Annotated in this window: 24 protein-coding genes; 21 read left to right on the top strand and 3 right to left on the bottom strand. The window is 30.2% G+C overall.

The genetic code is table 11. The features are described 5' to 3' along the window. The first annotated feature begins 222 nt into the window (after positions 1–222). Positions 223–1275: a thiamine-phosphate kinase gene (gene thiL, locus CELLY_RS07595; protein WP_013621080.1), complete on the top strand. Its 1053-nt coding sequence runs from the start codon at positions 223–225 to the stop codon at positions 1273–1275. 2 nt (positions 1276–1277) lie between these two features. On the opposite strand, the gene CELLY_RS07590 is transcribed toward thiL, so the two are convergent. After that, complete coding sequence (locus CELLY_RS07590) at positions 1278–1532, bottom strand: hypothetical protein (protein ID WP_013621079.1); 255 nt, start codon at positions 1530–1532, stop codon at positions 1278–1280. Between the two features lie 255 nt (positions 1533–1787). Between CELLY_RS07590 and brnQ the strand changes: the two genes are divergently transcribed. The 4 genes from brnQ to CELLY_RS07570 all read left to right on the top strand — a co-directional run bounded on the left by brnQ (position 1788) and on the right by CELLY_RS07570 (position 6146). Next, positions 1788–3068: a branched-chain amino acid transport system II carrier protein gene (gene brnQ, locus CELLY_RS07585; protein ID WP_042257347.1), complete on the top strand. Its 1281-nt coding sequence runs from the start codon at positions 1788–1790 to the stop codon at positions 3066–3068. 112 nt (positions 3069–3180) lie between these two features. Continuing rightward, positions 3181–4113 (top strand): tetratricopeptide repeat protein, encoded by a 933-nt coding sequence (locus CELLY_RS07580; RefSeq protein ID WP_148228893.1) that lies wholly within the window; start codon positions 3181–3183, stop codon positions 4111–4113. 3 nt (positions 4114–4116) lie between these two features. Continuing rightward, complete coding sequence (gene lolB1, locus CELLY_RS07575; RefSeq protein WP_013621076.1) at positions 4117–4905, top strand: lipoprotein insertase outer membrane protein LolB1; 789 nt, start codon at positions 4117–4119, stop codon at positions 4903–4905. A gap of 11 nt (positions 4906–4916) precedes the next feature. Continuing rightward, entirely contained in the window at positions 4917–6146 is a 1230-nt protein-coding gene (locus CELLY_RS07570) for a murein hydrolase activator EnvC family protein (RefSeq protein WP_013621075.1), read from the top strand. Positions 6147–6171: 25 nt separating this feature from the next. Here the strand turns inward: CELLY_RS07570 and CELLY_RS07565 are convergent, their stop codons facing one another. Next, positions 6172–6579, bottom strand: a complete 408-nt coding sequence (locus tag CELLY_RS07565; protein ID WP_013621074.1) for a hypothetical protein — start codon at positions 6577–6579, stop codon at positions 6172–6174. Between the two features lie 81 nt (positions 6580–6660). Here CELLY_RS07565 and CELLY_RS07560 point away from each other — a divergent pair, with 81 nt between their 5' ends. The 5 genes from CELLY_RS07560 (at position 6661) to CELLY_RS07540 (ending at position 9873) form a co-directional block, all read left to right on the top strand. Next, positions 6661–7554 (top strand): tyrosine-type recombinase/integrase, encoded by an 894-nt coding sequence (locus tag CELLY_RS07560; protein WP_013621073.1) that lies wholly within the window; start codon positions 6661–6663, stop codon positions 7552–7554. A 213-nt stretch (positions 7555–7767) separates the two neighbouring features. Continuing rightward, positions 7768–8199, top strand: a complete 432-nt coding sequence (locus tag CELLY_RS07555; protein WP_013621072.1) for a hypothetical protein — start codon at positions 7768–7770, stop codon at positions 8197–8199. Positions 8200–8332: 133 nt separating this feature from the next. After that, positions 8333–8548, top strand: a complete 216-nt coding sequence (locus CELLY_RS07550; RefSeq protein ID WP_013621062.1) for a hypothetical protein — start codon at positions 8333–8335, stop codon at positions 8546–8548. Position 8549: 1 nt separating this feature from the next. After that, entirely contained in the window at positions 8550–8921 is a 372-nt protein-coding gene (locus CELLY_RS07545) for a hypothetical protein (protein ID WP_013621061.1), read from the top strand. Positions 8922–9159: 238 nt separating this feature from the next. Beyond that, positions 9160–9873, top strand: a complete 714-nt coding sequence (locus CELLY_RS07540; protein ID WP_013621071.1) for a hypothetical protein — start codon at positions 9160–9162, stop codon at positions 9871–9873. Between the two features lie 170 nt (positions 9874–10043). On the opposite strand, the gene CELLY_RS07535 is transcribed toward CELLY_RS07540, so the two are convergent. After that, the gene (locus CELLY_RS07535) at positions 10044–10283 is read right to left on the bottom strand and encodes a hypothetical protein (protein WP_013621070.1); all 240 of its coding nucleotides are present in this window, start codon (positions 10281–10283) and stop codon (positions 10044–10046) included. A 130-nt stretch (positions 10284–10413) separates the two neighbouring features. On the opposite strand from CELLY_RS07535, the gene CELLY_RS07530 reads away from it, so the two are divergent. The 11 genes from CELLY_RS07530 (at position 10414) to CELLY_RS07480 (ending at position 17905) form a co-directional block, all read left to right on the top strand. Then, positions 10414–10752, top strand: coding sequence for a hypothetical protein (locus tag CELLY_RS07530; RefSeq protein WP_013621048.1), 339 nt, complete (start codon positions 10414–10416; stop codon positions 10750–10752). Between the two features lie 165 nt (positions 10753–10917). Continuing rightward, positions 10918–12123 (top strand): hypothetical protein, encoded by a 1206-nt coding sequence (locus tag CELLY_RS07525; protein WP_013621068.1) that lies wholly within the window; start codon positions 10918–10920, stop codon positions 12121–12123. After that, positions 12120–12563 carry a three component ABC system middle component gene (locus tag CELLY_RS07520; RefSeq protein ID WP_013621067.1) on the top strand — a complete coding sequence of 148 codons (444 nt, stop codon included), beginning with the start codon at positions 12120–12122 and terminating at the stop codon, positions 12561–12563. The genes CELLY_RS07525 and CELLY_RS07520 overlap by 4 nt, the downstream gene beginning before the upstream one ends. Beyond that, entirely contained in the window at positions 12560–14410 is a 1851-nt protein-coding gene (locus tag CELLY_RS07515) for a DUF3732 domain-containing protein (protein ID WP_013621066.1), read from the top strand. Before CELLY_RS07520 ends, CELLY_RS07515 begins: the two co-directional genes overlap by 4 nt. 172 nt (positions 14411–14582) lie before the next feature. Beyond that, positions 14583–15332 (top strand): hypothetical protein, encoded by a 750-nt coding sequence (locus tag CELLY_RS07510; RefSeq protein ID WP_013621065.1) that lies wholly within the window; start codon positions 14583–14585, stop codon positions 15330–15332. 231 nt (positions 15333–15563) lie between these two features. After that, positions 15564–15812, top strand: coding sequence for a hypothetical protein (locus CELLY_RS17165; RefSeq protein WP_013621064.1), 249 nt, complete (start codon positions 15564–15566; stop codon positions 15810–15812). A 183-nt stretch (positions 15813–15995) separates the two neighbouring features. Then, positions 15996–16376, top strand: a complete 381-nt coding sequence (locus CELLY_RS07500; protein WP_013621063.1) for a DUF2750 domain-containing protein — start codon at positions 15996–15998, stop codon at positions 16374–16376. Then, on the top strand, positions 16369–16566 hold the full coding sequence (locus tag CELLY_RS07495) for a hypothetical protein (protein WP_034647366.1): 198 nt from the start codon (positions 16369–16371) through the stop codon (positions 16564–16566). The genes CELLY_RS07500 and CELLY_RS07495 overlap by 8 nt, the downstream gene beginning before the upstream one ends. Before the next feature lie 159 nt (positions 16567–16725). After that, on the top strand, positions 16726–16941 hold the full coding sequence (locus CELLY_RS07490) for a hypothetical protein (protein ID WP_013621062.1): 216 nt from the start codon (positions 16726–16728) through the stop codon (positions 16939–16941). Position 16942: 1 nt separating this feature from the next. Continuing rightward, positions 16943–17314, top strand: a complete 372-nt coding sequence (locus CELLY_RS07485; protein WP_013621061.1) for a hypothetical protein — start codon at positions 16943–16945, stop codon at positions 17312–17314. Positions 17315–17461: 147 nt separating this feature from the next. Beyond that, positions 17462–17905 (top strand): hypothetical protein, encoded by a 444-nt coding sequence (locus tag CELLY_RS07480; protein ID WP_042256792.1) that lies wholly within the window; start codon positions 17462–17464, stop codon positions 17903–17905. Positions 17906–17992 lie beyond the last annotated feature (87 nt).

The following is a 17992-nucleotide window of genomic DNA, read 5'->3' as shown; positions in this document are numbered from 1 at the left end:
ACTAATCTTAATTTAAATTAGACCTAAGCTCAAATTTCTTTTGGTTTAGTTCTAAACAATTCACAAATATAGTGTATAAGTAGGGTTTTACCATACATCCTAACATTATTATAACGAATGATAACATAAGATTTCTCTATTTACCAAAAAAGTTAATCTATATTAAGATTCTTTTATGTGTAAAAAACACATTTTGTATAATATCCTTATTATTTTTGCAGTATGTTAGACGATAAAAATCCAAAGAGAACATCTCTTGAACAATTAGGCGAATTTGGTTTAATTAACCACCTTACTAAAGATTTTACTTTACAGCACAAATCTAGTATTAAAGGTATTGGTGATGATGCTGCTGTTATAGATTTTAAAGATAAGAAGACTGTAATTTCTACAGATTTACTGATTGAAGGCGTACATTTTGATCTTAGCTACGTACCTCTTAAACATCTGGGTTACAAGGCTGTAATGGTAAACCTGTCTGACATTTATGCGATGAATGCTACCGCAACACAAATTACGGTTTCTATAGCGGTATCTAACAGGTTTCCGTTAGAGGCTTTAGAAGAATTGTATAGTGGTATTGCACTTGCTGCAAAAACATATAATGTAGATTTAGTTGGTGGTGATACTACCTCATCTACAAAAGGAATGCTTATTAGTATTACTGCTATAGGCCAAGCTAATGAAGAAGACTTGGTTTACAGAAATGGTGCTAAACCTAACGATTTGCTTGTTGTTACAGGAGATTTGGGTGCTGCTTATATGGGACTACAAGTTTTAGAGCGCGAAAAAGAGGTTTTTAAAGTAAACCCCAACAACAATCCAGACCTATCTATGTACACCTATATTGTAGAACGACAATTAAAACCAGAAGCTCGTAAAGATATTGTGCCTTTACTTAACGCTTTAGAGGTTAAGCCAACTTCTATGATTGATGTTAGTGATGGTTTATCTTCAGAAATTTTACATTTATGCGAGCAAAGTAATGTAGGTTGTAATTTGTATGAAGACAAAATACCGTTAGACCCAACTGTTATTAGCTCTTGTGAAGAGTTTAAAGTAAACAGCACAACTGTTGCCTTAGGCGGTGGTGAAGATTATGAATTGCTTTTTACTATAGACCAAAAAGAATTCCCAAAAATAAAAGGGAACCCTAACTTAACTGTCGTAGGGCATATGACAGATAAGAATGAAGGTGTTCACTTAATTTCCAGGAATAATACTAAAATTCCGATAACCGCGCAGGGCTGGAACTCTTTATCTGAAGAACAATAACACTAGGCCGCGTGTTGCGGTGCGTGTTGGTGTTTTTTCTTGTATACTTTTTGTAATGTGTTGTTAATGTCTTCTAACTCTGGTGTTAGTGCAGACAAATTACCTGTTACATCTGTAGTAACTTGTTTTTTACAGTGTATACACTCGTACTCATTTATATGCGAAGTTACTTTTTTTGTTACTGCATAATAATGACCAAAAATTCCGCAACATAACGCGTTAAAAACCGAACTAGAAGTGGCTAAAAATTTTTTCATAGCTTGTAGGATTTAAACAATGTTTGGTGGGGACCAGGCACTGATATTTATATTATTTTTTTATGATGATTGTTAACCGTTAATTACCATCATTTTTTAATTAACGCTCTGGTGTTAAAAATATTGAGTCTTTGTTAATTTTTTTTAACAAAAAACAATTTTTTCGATGAAATACATAAAATTTTATGAACAACTAGCCGTTTGTCGATAATTTAGAATACACTATCTTTCCCTTTTTAATACAATATGTACCCAATGAATAATACCAAAGAAACTCTAGTATCTGCTTTTGCATTGTTTTCGCTCTTTTTTGGTGCCGGAAACTTAATTCTTCCTCCCTTTATAGGGTTTAACTCTGGAGAATTATGGTGGGTAATGGCCATAGGTTTTTGCTTATCTGCAATACTAATACCAATACTAGGCATTTTTGCCCATGCAAAACTACAAGGCACTATTTTTGACTTTGGCAAAAAGGTTTCTAACACTTTTAGTTTGGTGTTTTCTATATTAATTTACTGTATTGCAGTAGCACTACCCTCTCCCAGAACAGCATCGGTAACGCATGAAATTGGTATTGCTCCTTTTTTTAACATACCATCTATATACACCAGTGTAGTTTATTTTGGTTTGGTTTTAGTATTTGCACTTAACAGATCTAAAATTTTAAATATACTAGGTAAGTTTTTAACTCCGGCAATACTCTTAATTTTACTTGCCATTATAGGCATTTGTGTATTTAGTTTTGATTTTACCTTTGGAGCATCAACCGTAAAAAGCCCATTTACAGATGGTATATTAGAAGGCTACCAAACTTTTGATGCTATTGCAGCTGTTGTTGTAGGTGGCGTATTAATTATCTCCATTAACCTAAAAAATAAAGATATATCTTATACAGACCGTAAAACACTAATAAGAAACGCTGGTATTTTTGCTGGTCTAGGTTTACTATTTGTTTACGGAGGTTTAATTTTAACTGGTGCATTAATGCATTCTAACTTTAACGCAGATATTAACCGTACAGATTTACTAAACGGAATTAGCAGAACTCTTTTAGGCAATGAAGGAAACAAATTTTTAAGTATTTTGGTAAGTTTAGCTTGTTTTACTACAGCTATTGGTATTGTTACTGGTACTGCAGATTTTATAAAAGGCAGGTTTAACAACTCTAACAAAGCGTACACAATTACAGCTATTATAAGCTGCGTACTGGGTATTGTTATGGGCCAATTTAATGTAGACTATATAATTGTTGTTGCCATACCCGCTTTAATGTTTATTTACCCAATTACTATAATTTTAATAGTGCTTAATGTTTTACCAGATAAATATACAGCACCAAAAGTATTTAAGGCAGTAGTATATACCACCATTTTATTTAGCGTTCCAGATTTTTTAAACAGTATTGGCATTACTAGCGTTGCAAAATTTACAGCAGCATATTTACCCTTAAGCACATATAGTTTAGCTTGGGTACTACCAGCGACTATTGCATTAGTTATAGGAAATTTAAGCTCTGAAAAAGCCACAACGGTATAATTTTTGACTATTATAAAAACTGATACACATTTGGTTACCATACCATTTGTTTTTTTAATAATTTTACAAGCGTATGAGCTGTATTTGTAACCACTTATTAAAAAAATGCTTATTGCTATCAATATTGATTGCAAGTTTTGGCTATGCCCAAGAAATAGAAAATAGTGCAGATGTTTTTTTAGAAGAATATTCTGATGATTTTCAGGAGGCTTTTTTTGAAGGGTTAAAACAAAAAGGAATAGAAAACTATGACCGTGCTGTAAACAGTTTTTTAGTATGCCAAAAAATAGAACCTAAAAATGCAGCAGTAGCTAATGAACTTGCTAAAGCATACCTAAAAAGCAAACAATATAGCTTAGCACAAGAACAGGCCGAAATTGCTTTAGATGAAGACCCAAATAATATGTGGTATTTAGAGAGCCTATATATTTCTTTAAAAAAACAGTATAAAAACGTTAGTAATTTAAAGGAAATTGTGCCTTATAGTAATTACCAATTAAAAGAAAACTTAGCCCACTTACTGTATTTAAAACAGAACTACAACGAGGCTAAAAATGTACTTGTAGAACTAAATGATGGCGCTTTTAAAGAAGATTTAAGTGCAAAGTTACAAGCTGCAATAGACCACAGAAAAGCAAATACCAATAGTTTTACGTTTACAAGCACTACAGTTACCAATACTCCAACAAAAAAAACCACAGCTAGGCAAACTACTAGCAACAGCAGTAATTCTGCCTTTAATTACAAAAGCAGACTAAAGTTTACCCTAAAGCAAAAGAACTATGTTTTTTTAGAAACCACAGCAAAAGAAGCGCTAGAAGCTTATCCTTCTCAGCCATATTTTTACTATGCCTTAGGAACTGCTTATAACGGCAGAAAAAAACACAGAGCAGCTATAGAAACTTTAAAAATGGGTTTAGATTATGTTTTAGATGATATACGCCTTGCAGATAATTTTTACAGGGAAATTGCCGCTGCATATACCGCAATGGGCAACCCAGCAAAAGCAAATATGTACTTGGCTAAAGTAAAATTTAAAAAATAAAAAATGATAAAAAAGCTTCAAACAACACCCAAAATACTTTTAACACTTATTGTTGTGTTGTTTTTTGTCTCTTGCAAGTCTAAAAAAGTTATTGCAGAAGGCACATCAACCTTAAAAAAACTAAACACAAAAACTGTGGTAAAGAACCACTATGCAAATACCTTAGATTTTAAAACGCTACGCGGTAGACTAAAAATAGACTATACAGATGGTACAGATACGCAAGGCTATACTGTTAGTTTTAGAATGGAAAAAGACAAAGCAATATGGATAAGCGCAACACTTGGTGTTGTTAAAGCCTACATTACACCAACAAGAGTTAGTTTTTACAACAGATTACAAAACGAGTATTTTGATGGAGATTTTACATACTTAAGCAATTTACTAGGCACAGAGTTGGATTATAACAAGGTTCAGAATTTATTATTAGGCCAAGCTTTATTTGATTTACGTAAAGAAAAATACAATACCGTAGAACTAAACAACCAATACCAATTGGCTCCTAAAAAAGCAAATAACCTTTTTAAAACATTACTACAAATAGAACCTAACAATTACAAGGTTGCAGGTATGCAACTGTCTCAGCCTTTAAAAAATAGAGTTTTAAACGTACAGTATAAAAACTACCAAGTAGTAGACAAAAAATTAGTGCCAAATATTATAGATATTTACGTAAAAGACCAAGATAAAACAGATACTATTGCACTTACTTTTAAAAACATAGAGCTTAATAAAAGTTTTAGCTTTCCTTATAAAATACCAAACGGTTTTAAAGAAATTGTTTTAGAATAACACTACTATTTATGCGCCACATTACGTTTTTTACATTATTTTTTTCTCTGCTATGCGGAAGTTTTTTGGCTGCACAAACCAACCAACAAATAGCATTAGAAAAAAAGCGCGCACAGTTACAAAAAGATATTAGAGCTATAAACCGACTTTTATATGCTGAAACTAAAGAAAAAGGTAATGTTTTAGAACAAGTAGAGAGTTTAGAGCAAAAAATAAATGCACAACAACAGCTTGTACGCATTACCAACCAACAAAGTAATTTACTTAACAGACAAATAAATGCTAATGTGCGCAACATTGGCACATTAAAAAAAGATTTGCTTACCTTAAAGGAAGATTATGCTGAAATGATACAAAAATCGTATCAGAACAAATCGCAACAAAGTAGGTTGCTATTTTTACTGTCTTCCGAAAATTTTTTACAAGCCTACAAGCGCTTACAATACATAAAACAATATACAAATTACAGACAAGAACAAGGAAAATCTATAATTGCTAAAACAGATACGCTAAAATTAAAAAACCAAGATTTAATAGATCAGCGTAAATTAAAAGAGCAATTGCTTAAAGAAAACCTAGCTACTAAAAAAGAATTAGAAAAGGAGAAAAAAGCTAAAGACGCACTTTTAAGAACAATTAAAAAAAATGAAAGCAAATACACCGCTAGTATTAATAAGAAAAAATCTGAAGCACGTAAAATAGATCAGCAAATAGAAAAACTTATACGCTCTGCCATTGTTGCTACAAATAAAAAAACAACTGGCAAAACCACTACAAAAACTAGCAGTACAAAATTTGTATTAACACCAGAAGCTAAAATTGTTGCCAACAATTTTACTGCAAATAAAGGCAAGCTTATTTGGCCCGTTGCAAAAGGCTTTAAAAGTAAAGGATTTGGCGTATACAAAGATGCCGTTTACCCAGGTATTAAACACCAAAATAATGGTGTAATTATAGCTACAGACAAGGGCTCTAAAGCACGCTCTATTTTTGAAGGTGAAGTTATTGCTGTACTTGCTGTACCAGGAGGCAATAAAGGTGTACAAATAAAACACGGTAATTATATAACTACCTATTACAACCTATCTACCACTTATGTAAAAAAAGGCGATAAGGTTACTGCAAAACAAGAGATAGGAGAGGTTGCTACAAATAAATTTAGCGGACAAACTTTACTTAAGTTTTACTTATATAAAAACGTTAGTAAGTTAAACCCAGAAGAATGGATATACCAGTTGTAATACCAGTTTAATAACTGCACACAAATTACTTTTCAATTTTAATACTCCAAGGACTGTATGTTAATTTATCCATATAATCTTGTTTTTGTATTATTAGCATTTTATCTATGCCCTTTTCCTTTATTGGCAAATATCCGTACTCATAACAAAAAAAATAAGTCCCTGTTTTAAACGGATATATGTGCGTAAACAAATCTACCCTATAACCAAGTTGCACTAAAACCTCCTTTTTAACTGTACCTTTTCCGCTTGGACAAAAATGCGCTAACAAGCTTCTGTTTTTTCTTAACGCACTATTTATCTTTTGTATACTTATTTCATATAACGGTCTGTTTGTATTGTGGTACGTACTTCTGCATTCTGTATCACAAAACTTTTTATCGGACCTACCCACAAGCTCTTTATTACAGGATAAACAAAATTTCATTTTCATAAAAGTATTATTAGACGTTTATACACGTATATAAACGCTTAAATATAAGATTTTTAACTCTATTTTATTCATTTTTACACAATGAAACCTAATACAATAGCTACACAATTACTAAAGACTGAAGAAACAAAACCAGATTATGCGCTGGCTATGTCGTTAATGCATCAGAAATTATTGTTAAAAAACTACAGCAAAAACACTACTAAAACTTATATGCATATGTTTAAGCAGTTTTTAACATATATGTATCCTATGCCTTTACACCAGGTTTCTACTGCTCATATTATGTATTATCACAAAGAATTAGTTACTAAGCAAAACGTATCTGCATCATACCAAAACCAAAGTATTAACGCTATTAAATTTTATATTGAAAAAGTATTAAACTTACCCAAAGTACAATATGATTTTTGTAGACCTAGAAAAGCTAAAAAACTACCTAAAGTACTGTCTTTACAAGAGGTAGCTGACATTATAACGGTCACAAATAACATAAAGCATAAAACCATTTTAAAGATGATATATGGTTGCGGATTAAGAATATCTGAATGCGTAAACCTTAAAGTAGAAGACATAGACTCTAACAATATGCGTGTATGGGTAAGAAACGCAAAAGGTAACAAGGACAGAATTACGTTATTATCACCTACTATGTTAGCGCAATTACGTGCATATTATATAGTATACAAACCTAAAAAGTGGTTGTTTGAGGGCGCAGATGGAAAGCAGTATAGTGCCTCTAGCATACGACAGGTATTTAACAGATCTAAAAAGAAGGCTAGAGTACATATGCCCGCAACAGTGCACACCTTAAGGCATTCTTTTGCTACACATTTATTAGACGCAGGCACCAATTTAAGGTACATACAAAAATTATTGGGGCACAACAGCTCTAAAACTACAGAAATTTACACCCATGTTAGTACTACTAATCTTATAAATATTACAAGCCCTTTAGATATGTTACCTAAATAATATATATTTGAAAGAGAAATAAACGCAATAAACTGCGTTTACTAACTAGTTGGCAATAATATAACTGAACACAACGAAAAACAGAATAAAATGAATAAAACTAAAATTCTTAAACATCTAATATAGACAGCATTCGGAATTATTTGCGGAATAAGTTATTATTCTAAATCAAAATTTTATATGCTTACAAACGGATAAAAAAATTGTCGGAAAATGAAAAAAATACATTTTGGGAATTTAGAAAAAAAAGGACGTTGGATAATAATAGTAATAAGCATTATTGGATTATTATTTATCATAAATGGAGCATTTGAATTTGTTGAATTTGAAAACCCAAAAACTAATAAATATTTGAACGTAATCGGATTTCTAATCGTTTTTGGTATAAGTAGCCAAATGTTCTGGTATCAAAATTATGTTCAATGGAATAAAAGAGGAATCTTAATCAGGATAAAATCCTTCTTTGGGAAAAACATAAAATTCAAAGAAATAAAATCATCTGAATTGAATGATAAAAAGTTGATTATAATAGAAACTTATGGAAATAAAATTGAGATTGATTTAAGTCACATAATAGAATCTGACATTGAAAAATTAATAGACATAATAAATAAAAATACTATTGCCAACACCGTGTATAATTAATTGCTTTGGTCGTTGCTTATTTGGAAAATTCTTTCGGAATTTTCTTGCGTTCGTTTTTGTTTACTAAATTAGTTGCCAAAACACGCAACTAACCATACACAATCACGTTGGCAATAATTAAAAAAACAAAACTATGGGAATAAAAATTGGAGACATTGACATTGCTCAACAAACGTTGGACAACGAATTTAGATTAGGTGTTCTGGAAAAACTATTAGAACATATAGTTAATAGAAATCCGAATATTAATAAACCTGACCAAAATCAACTGAATCAATACAGAAAAGAAGTAATTGAAAAATTACAACAAAAATATCCGAATAGCGGAATAGAATTTAAAAAACAATAATATGGCTGACCTGAACATCAATACTGCTGATGGTCTAATTGAGGCAACCATAAAAGCAAAACAAGAAACATACTACCTCGTTACTGAAGACAATTTGAATTCCTTAAAACATAAAAGTCTATTAAGCGACCTTTTTATTTTATTAGCATCACTTTCTTGGGGAGCATATTTTTCAGTTTTAATTACTATCAAATCGAATATTGCGAATTTGACACCTGAAAAACCTTCTAATGAATTTCTACAACCTTTGATAACACTTCAAAACGTGTTTTTATGCGCTGGAATTTTATTTACTGGATTGGCGATTTGGATGTTTATCACATCTTTCAATCAAATAAAGGATATGAAGAAAGGAAAACTGGAAGTAAAATAACTATTGCCAACACCGTATATAATTTATTGCTAGTTCTAGCCTACTTACGAAAATCCTCGCGGATTTTCTATTCGGTTTTTATTTGCTAAATTACGTGCTAAACCACGCAACAAACCATATACAAACACGTTATCTCTTATTTGAGAAAAAACTTTTCGCTCATTAAAAAAGACAGTTCACTCATTTTGATTTTTATGATTAATTGTCAAAGAATACATTTGACAGAAAATCATTAGAAATGAAAATAATTACAATCTTACTTACGATTTTACTATCGATTTCTGCAAATAGCCAAACCGAAAATTTGGAATTATATTTAACAGAAGATAGCGATACTCTATTTTGGAAAAGGTATCAAGACGATGATATTAAAGTCTTCAAATTACCTGAATTAAACACTAAATCGGAATTTGTTTTTAGAAGTTGGAATCCTGGAAGTTTACTCGAAATCACCAAAGACAATGATTCTATAAGTGGTAAGATAATATATTATGTTTTTGAGGTTTGGGAAGACGATTATAAAGCGGACACGTTTATAAAAACGTATTTACTGCCAAAATCAATCTCTGAAAATTTGTACGAATACATATCAAATAGCGGAATTCAAAAAATACCGAGTGATAAGTATATTAAAGATTGGCAACAAGGATTTGACGGAATAACACATATTTACGAACTGAAAGAGAATAATAACTACTCTTTTAAAAACTTTTGGACACCAACTTCACAAAAGGAAATTAAAGAAGCGGAATTTATAATTGAGTTTAATAAAAAAATTGGAGAAATTGGAGAACTCGAAAAATACGGAAAGGATTTTGTCGAAAAAATTCCGTTTATAAGCTATAAATATTCTGGTTCAGCTTATGCTATCACAAAACCGCCAACAAAAAAGGAATTACGGAAATATAAACGTGAACGAAAAAAGAAAAAGCGGAATAAAAACAAGAGATAACAATGCATATAATTTATTGCTAGTTCTAGCTTGCTTACGAAAATTCTCGCGAATTTTCTATTATGTTTTTATTTTTTAACTTGGTTGCTTAATCACGCAACAAACCATATACTAAATCGTTGTAGTGCATTAAAACGACACCACAACACTATATATAATTAATAAAAACACTAGTAATCACTTCCATAAAACAAAAGCATCATAGCTTGTTGCCTAATTCCAAATTCTCGTGTCAAATTATTATGTTTTGATAAGTCGTAGTTTTCACATCTATTTGCCATTTGCTCACTATCAAAAGTTCTAGTCCTTCCTTGTATTCGACCATCAATAGCAAAACTTCTTATCACATTAGCAAGGTCTTTTAAACTGCTGCTTTTGTTAACTGCTTCGTACTTTTCTAATTCTGTCATTTTAATTAAATTTATTGTTAATATTCCGTGTTTTTACTAATCATATATTTTAACGTTGTGTGTAATTTGAGCAATGAAGCAAACGATAACCAAAAGTGACAAAAATTTAAAGATTCTGAACAAGCTAATTGTGAACGGATTTTACAATGGATCTGTCGGAACTGAAAAGTTCGAATTAATGCGGAATCGTTTTCCTAACAATCATAGAATAATCGGAATTGTGAATGACAGAGGGAATTACGATTTGAAATTTGACTTTAAGTCACCAATGAATATTTTAGCTAAAGTTTTACTCGGACTTGGAATTCTGACTATAATAGCTTCTCTGATTAAAGGAAATTGGATTTTGCCAATCGCGTTGACCATTTTCGGACTGATATTCTTTGCGGATTTTAAACTAAAAGAGAAAAAAGAAATAAATCGTTTGACTGACAAAATATTGGAATTTCATAAATCGGAATATGAATAAAAACTACACACAACAATGTATAACCGCAATTACGGCGGATTCGACTACGTCCGAATCCACTCGGAATTGCTAACGCCTGTGCCAAACCGAAAATAAATGCTAATTTAACCCGTAACTGACGGTTATACGAAACCGTTAGGGCTAATTTCCAAAACAAAATACTTTATGAGTAATAAAACACATATTGAGAAAACAGGAGCCGAAACAAAATCAATTGGATTCGATTTTCAATACTACTTTTTCTTGTGGAAATTATTAACCCTAAATAAAGGAGAGTCTGTTGGTTTAGAAGTAAAAGATGATGTACACACTGAACTAAAAAATGATATTAATATTTTTTATCAAGTTAAACACTCTATTCAAAAGAACACAGCAGGTGATATCAAAAATATGACCGCTTCTGATATTGATTTATGGAAAACTCTATATAATTGGGCGAAAGTAATAAGTGATGAAAATGACAACAGAAAAGAAGTAAAATCACAATTAGAGTTTGTTCATAAATCACATTTTGTGATGTGGAGTAATAAAAATCATAGCTCTAAAAATCAAATTCTTGATAATATAGAAAAACTAAAAAACAAGATAATTTCTATTGATGATTTCATCAAAAACATCAAGGAATTTGAGAAAAAATCAGGAGATGACACAATAAAAAATTACATTAAAGAATTTTTACTTTTAAATAAAAATGTTCTTAATAATTATATATCAAAAATCACTTTTGAACTAGGTGAAGATGAAATACTTCAAAATTGTAAAGACGCAATAGAAACAAAGTTCATTCCAAAAAATAAAGTTGATGATGTTTTTGCAAAAATAGATTCAAGAATAAGAGAAGATAATTTTATAGAAATTAAAACTGGTCATAAAATTCAAATCAGTTTTGAAGATTTTCAGAAAAAATACAGAAAGTATTTTAATAATACCCGAACAGAAAAGCTACAAATTGTACCTCTAACAATCGATTTACCCGATAAATTAGAAAGTCAAATATTCATTAAACAATTATTAGAGATTAATGATATTGAAATTGATGAAATAGATTTGATGGCTAAATTCACACGTTTTAAACTTAATCTAGAAAACAATATTGCTCATTGGTATAAAGAGGGAGAAATAACTATTGAAGAGATTAACAGTTACCGAGATGAAGCCAAATTGAAGTGGTTTAATAAATTTAGAGCTCTAACTAAAAAATCAGATTTTAATGATGAATTTAGTTTGGATATTTTAAATCATCTAAGAGAAGTAAAACTTAAAATTGATGGTCAAGAATTAAGTACTGAATTGAGTAATGGTGAATTTTATTATTTATCTGATTTACCAGAAATTGGATGGAAAAAAGATTGGGAAAAACATAAAAAATGAATTTAGAAAACTATAACAATATTGGAATCACCTCTATAGCCATAAGCTCTGTTTTGTCTTTATCTAAAGAGCTCTCTATATCTAAAGCTTTACTTATTATGCCTTTATTTACAAGCAAAGCCTTAACAGCACATTTATCGAGAAAAACAACTGAAATAAAAAGTATTGAAAAATTAATATCTGAAAAAACTCCTTTATTTTCAAATTTTAATAAAAGGTATTATGATACATTAGCTAATTCACTAAATGCAATACAACTTTTAATTGAGACTAATAGCATTTTAATTAAAGATGGTAATTTAATTAATAATCAACAATTTAATTTTGAGAAAACTATGGGTAAAAGAGCTGATAAAATAAATTTAGCATCTAAAAATGTATCAAAATTACTGAATGAAAACACTGAAAAACTTTACTTAAATCTTAGAATAGAATTATGAAATATTATATTGAAAAAATAATTCTTTGGCTTAAAAATGGAAAAAAAAGAGAATTAGAGTTTAAGCCTAACAAGGTTAATGTAATTACGGGAGATAGTAATACAGGAAAAACAGCTATTTTAGAAATAATAGATTATTGTTTTTTTTCTAGTAAATCAACAATTTCAGAAAGTATTATTAATGAGAATGTTTCTTGGTATGGTTTAAAAATAAACATAAACGATAAAAAATATACCATTGGAAGAAAGGCTCTATTTGAAGGAAATGTTTCAAGTGAGTATTATTTTTCATCTATAGGTGAAATTCCTTTAAAGATTCCAGAATCAAATAATACTGAGGAAAATATAAAATCAATAATCGAAACTGAATTTAGCATAGATAAAACAGTTTCATTTCCTATTGGTTATGGAAGTAATAATATTAAAGTAGGTTCTAAGATTTCAATACGATATTTTTTGATGTTTAATACTATTTCTCAAGACCTCATTACAAACTCACAAGGAATATTTTTTGATAAACAAAATGAATCAAGATATAGAGATGCATTACCAAGAATTTTTGATATTGCTACTGGTATAGAAAAAATTGAAAACATACTCAAAAAAGAGAAAAAAGTAGAATTAGAAAAGAAACTAGCAAAACTAAAACGTAAAGAATCTGAAATATCTAAAAAAACAGAATATTTTCAACGAGAACAAAAAGCATTAATAAAAAAAGCTAAAGAATTTTCCTTAATAAACCCTGACACAGTTGAAAAAGAAGCCGTAGGTGAATTATATGAAGTTGTAAATGGTGCTATAATAGAAACTGGAACAGGTGTTGAAAGAGCAAAATTAGAAAAAGAAAGAAATATCATTAAACGAAAAATCAAGAATTTAAAAGATTTCACTAATGAATATTCTATTTTCAAAAAGAATCTAACGGATGTTGAAGACAGTTTAAAACCTATAACTTTTATTCAAAGAGAAACAGACAAAATAATTAAAACAGGTAATTTCGAAAGTCTTATTTCACAATTATCCACCGAGCTAAATGAAATAAAAGAAGCTAGAAAAACAAAAACTCCAATTGACAAACAGGTTTTAGACGAAATTTCTCAATTAACCACACAATTGTCTTCTTTAGAAGATAAATTAGAATCCTTACCTAAGGAGAATAAAGTTTTCGAAAATGAGAAGGAAAAATATATGTTTATAGGAGAAGTAAAAGCCAAAATAAACTTATACTCAAAATCAGACTCATCTCCATCAGTTTCTGTAAAAACAGAAATACAAAAAATAGAAGAAGAACTAGAATCAATAATAATTACTGACACAGAAACAAAAAGAGAATTAACAATAAAATTAATAGAAGAAATTATACGAGAGTATATGAATACTGTTGATAAGGCAATGGAAAACTACAAAGATTTTTTACCTGTATTTGACTACAAAACTAAATCTTTATTATTAAGAAAACCGAAAACAACTTTTCATGAAAATGTTGGAAGTAGTTCTAATCATATGTTTTTACATTTATTTTTCTCATTAGCAATGCACGAAATAATTTTTAAAAACGAATCTCCTTATGTAGCTCCATTTATAGTTATTGACCAACCGAGTAGACCTTATTATGGTGATGATGGAAAAACAAGATTGGATAAAGACCATAGTGATGATTACAAAATAACTCAGGCTTTTAAATTATTAGATAAATTCATTGAAGAAAGAAACGAAAATGGAGGTGAATTCCAAATGATTGTATTTGAACATATTTCAAAGAATTTATTTAAAAATTTGAAAAATGTTTACCTAGTCGATTCTGAATTTAAGAATGGAAATGCATTAATTCCCAAAAAAATGATATAAAAAACTAGCCCTAACAACGTATATAAAAAATAGCGGTATAGTCGCTTAATCGAAAGTAAATGAATAAATTAAAGGTCAGTTATAATACGAAAGGTTCGTGCTAAAAATCCGCTACTTTTCATATACAAGACCGTTGGCAACAAGCTGAAAAAAGATTCTGGAAAATTTTATAATGGACGAAAAAACAAGAGAAATATATGAAAAGTATGGAATAAATCCAGAAGAACGCGAAATCGAAAATCGAAAGATAATTGAGGAACGCTACAATAACATTGACTCTGAAAATAAAGCATTTTTGGATAGCCTTTTTAAAAAAGCATTAGAAGAAAACTTTGAACATTTTAAACATTATTTACGCAATCCAAGATTCTACTACTTTACGGATTTAAAATCAACAATCGGAGAAATTGTTAAATGCTTGATTACTGAATCGCATACAGCAGCAATAACGCTGACAAATCATTTTCTAGAAAGAATATTAAAATTAGCATTAATTCAAAAAGCTTCGGGGACACAACCTAAAAAAATTACGGATTGGAATAAGACTTATTCGGTATCTGATAAATACTCGAATTGGAAAATGGGAGCGACAATCAAAAAGTGCAAAGAACTAAAAATCATTTCTAAAACGCAGTTTAAAGAATTGACAGAATTTCAAGAAACTATAAGAAATGGATTTTCTCATTACGACCCTAAAAAGATTTTAAGAGATTCCGAAAACACTATTGACTTAATTGACAAATCAGATTCGGACAGTAAAAAAATTGTAGGACTGAATTATAAAGAAATCCCAACATTACAAAATTTCTTCGTTAGGGAATTTGCCCGAGATAATTCAGAAGAGTATTTTGATTATGTTTTCAATTTAATATTGAGTATTGAAAAACACTTTAAAATCGAATATTACAATAATGCAAAATAAAAGCCAGTTGCCAACAATGTATAACCGCAATTACGGCGGATTCGACTACGCCCGAATCCACTCGGAATTGCTAACGCCTGTGCCAAACCGAAAATAAATGCTAATTTAACCCGTAACTGACGGTTATACGAAACCGTTAGCTTTAATGCATTAGCAAGTTTGCGAAAACAGAATTCTGAAACAGAAAAAGGACTTTTTAATTAAGAAAAACAGACAACAAAAAATAAACAAATGGAAACAGTTAAAAGAAATTTCATAAAAAATCCAACAAGAAAGAATTTGATTTTATTTACACTATTGTGGTTTGTAGGAATATTTTTGTTGACATTAAGCATAACTGATATATTTTCTGAAAGTTTTTTTCAGAAAAAGCATATTATGATTTACTTTTTAATGATAGGCTCAACAATAGCAACAGCCAAAATTCAAATTAATTATTGGAAAAACAAAAATCTAAATTCACACTCAAACGTAGAATGAAAATCACAACGGAATTGAAATGCCAATTAAAATAAGCACTAAAAGCTAACAATATATAACCACAATTACGGCGGATTCGACTACGTCCGAATCCACTCACAATTGCTAATGTCTGTGACAAGCCGAAAAACGTTAACTTTAATCCCGTAACTTCGGTTATACCTAACGTTGTAAAACATTTGAATGAACCAACAGAAAATAAATAACGTTTTTGGACTTGACTCAAAAGAAAGATATGGATACCTATTGAGAAAAGTAGCTGACTTTGAAACCATATATCTTATTTCTGATGATGAAGATAAATATGTTATGATAGGCTCAAATGATTTGAGTGTTATTCCTGTTTGGCCTGAAAAAGAATTTGCGGAATTATTTCTAACTGACGATTGGAAAAACTATAAAGTTGTTGAATATGATATTCACGACTTTATGGAATGGCTAACTGATTTGGAAAAAGAAAACGTGGAATTAGCAGGATTTCCAAATTCGGATTTTAATACTATTCACGTTTCTGCTGTGGATATGAAAAATCATCTCTTATTTGAATTAAGCCAATATGAATAAGAATAATCCTGAACTGATTAAAGAGGCAAAAAATAATCCGAATGGTTGGGTTTATGTTTTGGACAAAGAATTTGAAGGAAAACAAGAAGTTCCACCCGAATTCATAAAAGGAGCCTGGAAAGTGGATGAAAAAGGAGAAATAGTTGGAGAATTTATGTCGAATCCCAGTTATCGAGGAAATGGAAAATAAAAAACGTTTTACAACAATGTATAACCGCAATTACGGCGGATTCGACTACGTCCGAATCCACTCGGAATTGCTAAAGTCTGTGATAAACCGAAAAACGTTAACTTTAATCCCGTAACTTCGGTTATACCTACCGTTGGCAATAATTAAAAAAACAAAACTATGGGAATAAAAATTGGAGACATTGACATTGCTCAACAAACGTTGGACAACGAATTTAGATTAGGTGTTCTGGAAAAACTATTAGAACATATAGTTAATAGAAATCCGAATATTAATAAACCTGACCAAAATCAACTGAATCAATACAGAAAAGAAGTAATTGAAAAATTACAACAAAAATATCCGAATAGCGGAATAGAATTTAAAAAACAATAATATGGCTGACCTGAACATCAATACTGCTGATGGTCTAATTGAGGCAACCATAAAAGCAAAACAAGAAACATACTACCTCGTTACTGAAGACAATTTGAATTCCTTAAAACATAAAAGTCTATTAAGCGACCTTTTTATTTTATTAGCATCACTTTCTTGGGGAGCATATTTTTCAGTTTTAATTACTATCAAATCGAATATTGCGAATTTGACACCTGAAAAACCTTCTAATGAATTTCTACAACCTTTGATAACACTTCAAAACGTGTTTTTATGCGCTGGAATTTTATTTACTGGATTGGCGATTTGGATGTTTATCACATCTTTCAATCAAATAAAGGATATGAAGAAAGGAAAACTGGAAGTAAAATAACTATTGCCAACACCGTATATAATTTATTGCTAGTTCTAGCCTACTTACGAAAATCCTCGCGGATTTTCTATTCGGTTTTTATTTGCTAAATTACGTGCTAAACCACGCAACAAACCATATACAAACACGTTGGCAACAAGTTAAAAAATGAGAACTCAATTGAAAATAATAATCCTAGTTTTGACAATCGGAATCTCGAATTTGACATTCGGACAGAAAACTCAAAAACTTCCGAATAATGAACTGCGTGAAATTATTGGATTAGCATTAAATCTTCCTGAATTACAACAATATTTCCATATTGACTCGCATCCAGAAAGGTTACCAATAAAAATTAAAGAATTCGGAGAAATAAACTCAACTAATTTAAGTGGAATTGAAAAATTCGGAACTGAAATTCTGATATTAAAAAATGAAGAAATAAGTCGAAAAGAAATACCTGATTATCTAAATATCGCCGACTGGACTCTTGTTGATAATCTTTTACGACTTCAGCTGAATTATCAGATTGAGGGAATTACCGTAAACTATATGTTTGAGCGAACTGACTCAAAATGGAAAATAAAATCTGCCGAATTATGGGAAGAATAAAAACCAGTTGCCAACACCGTGTATAATTAATTGCTTGGTCACTGCCGACTTACGAAAATTCCGCTGGAATTTTCTATCTGTGATTTG

Origin of the sequence: Cellulophaga lytica DSM 7489 (genome assembly GCF_000190595.1) — a bacterium.
GTDB lineage: Bacteria > Bacteroidota > Bacteroidia > Flavobacteriales > Flavobacteriaceae > Cellulophaga > Cellulophaga lytica.
This window is presented reverse-complemented; position numbering and strand designations above follow the sequence as displayed.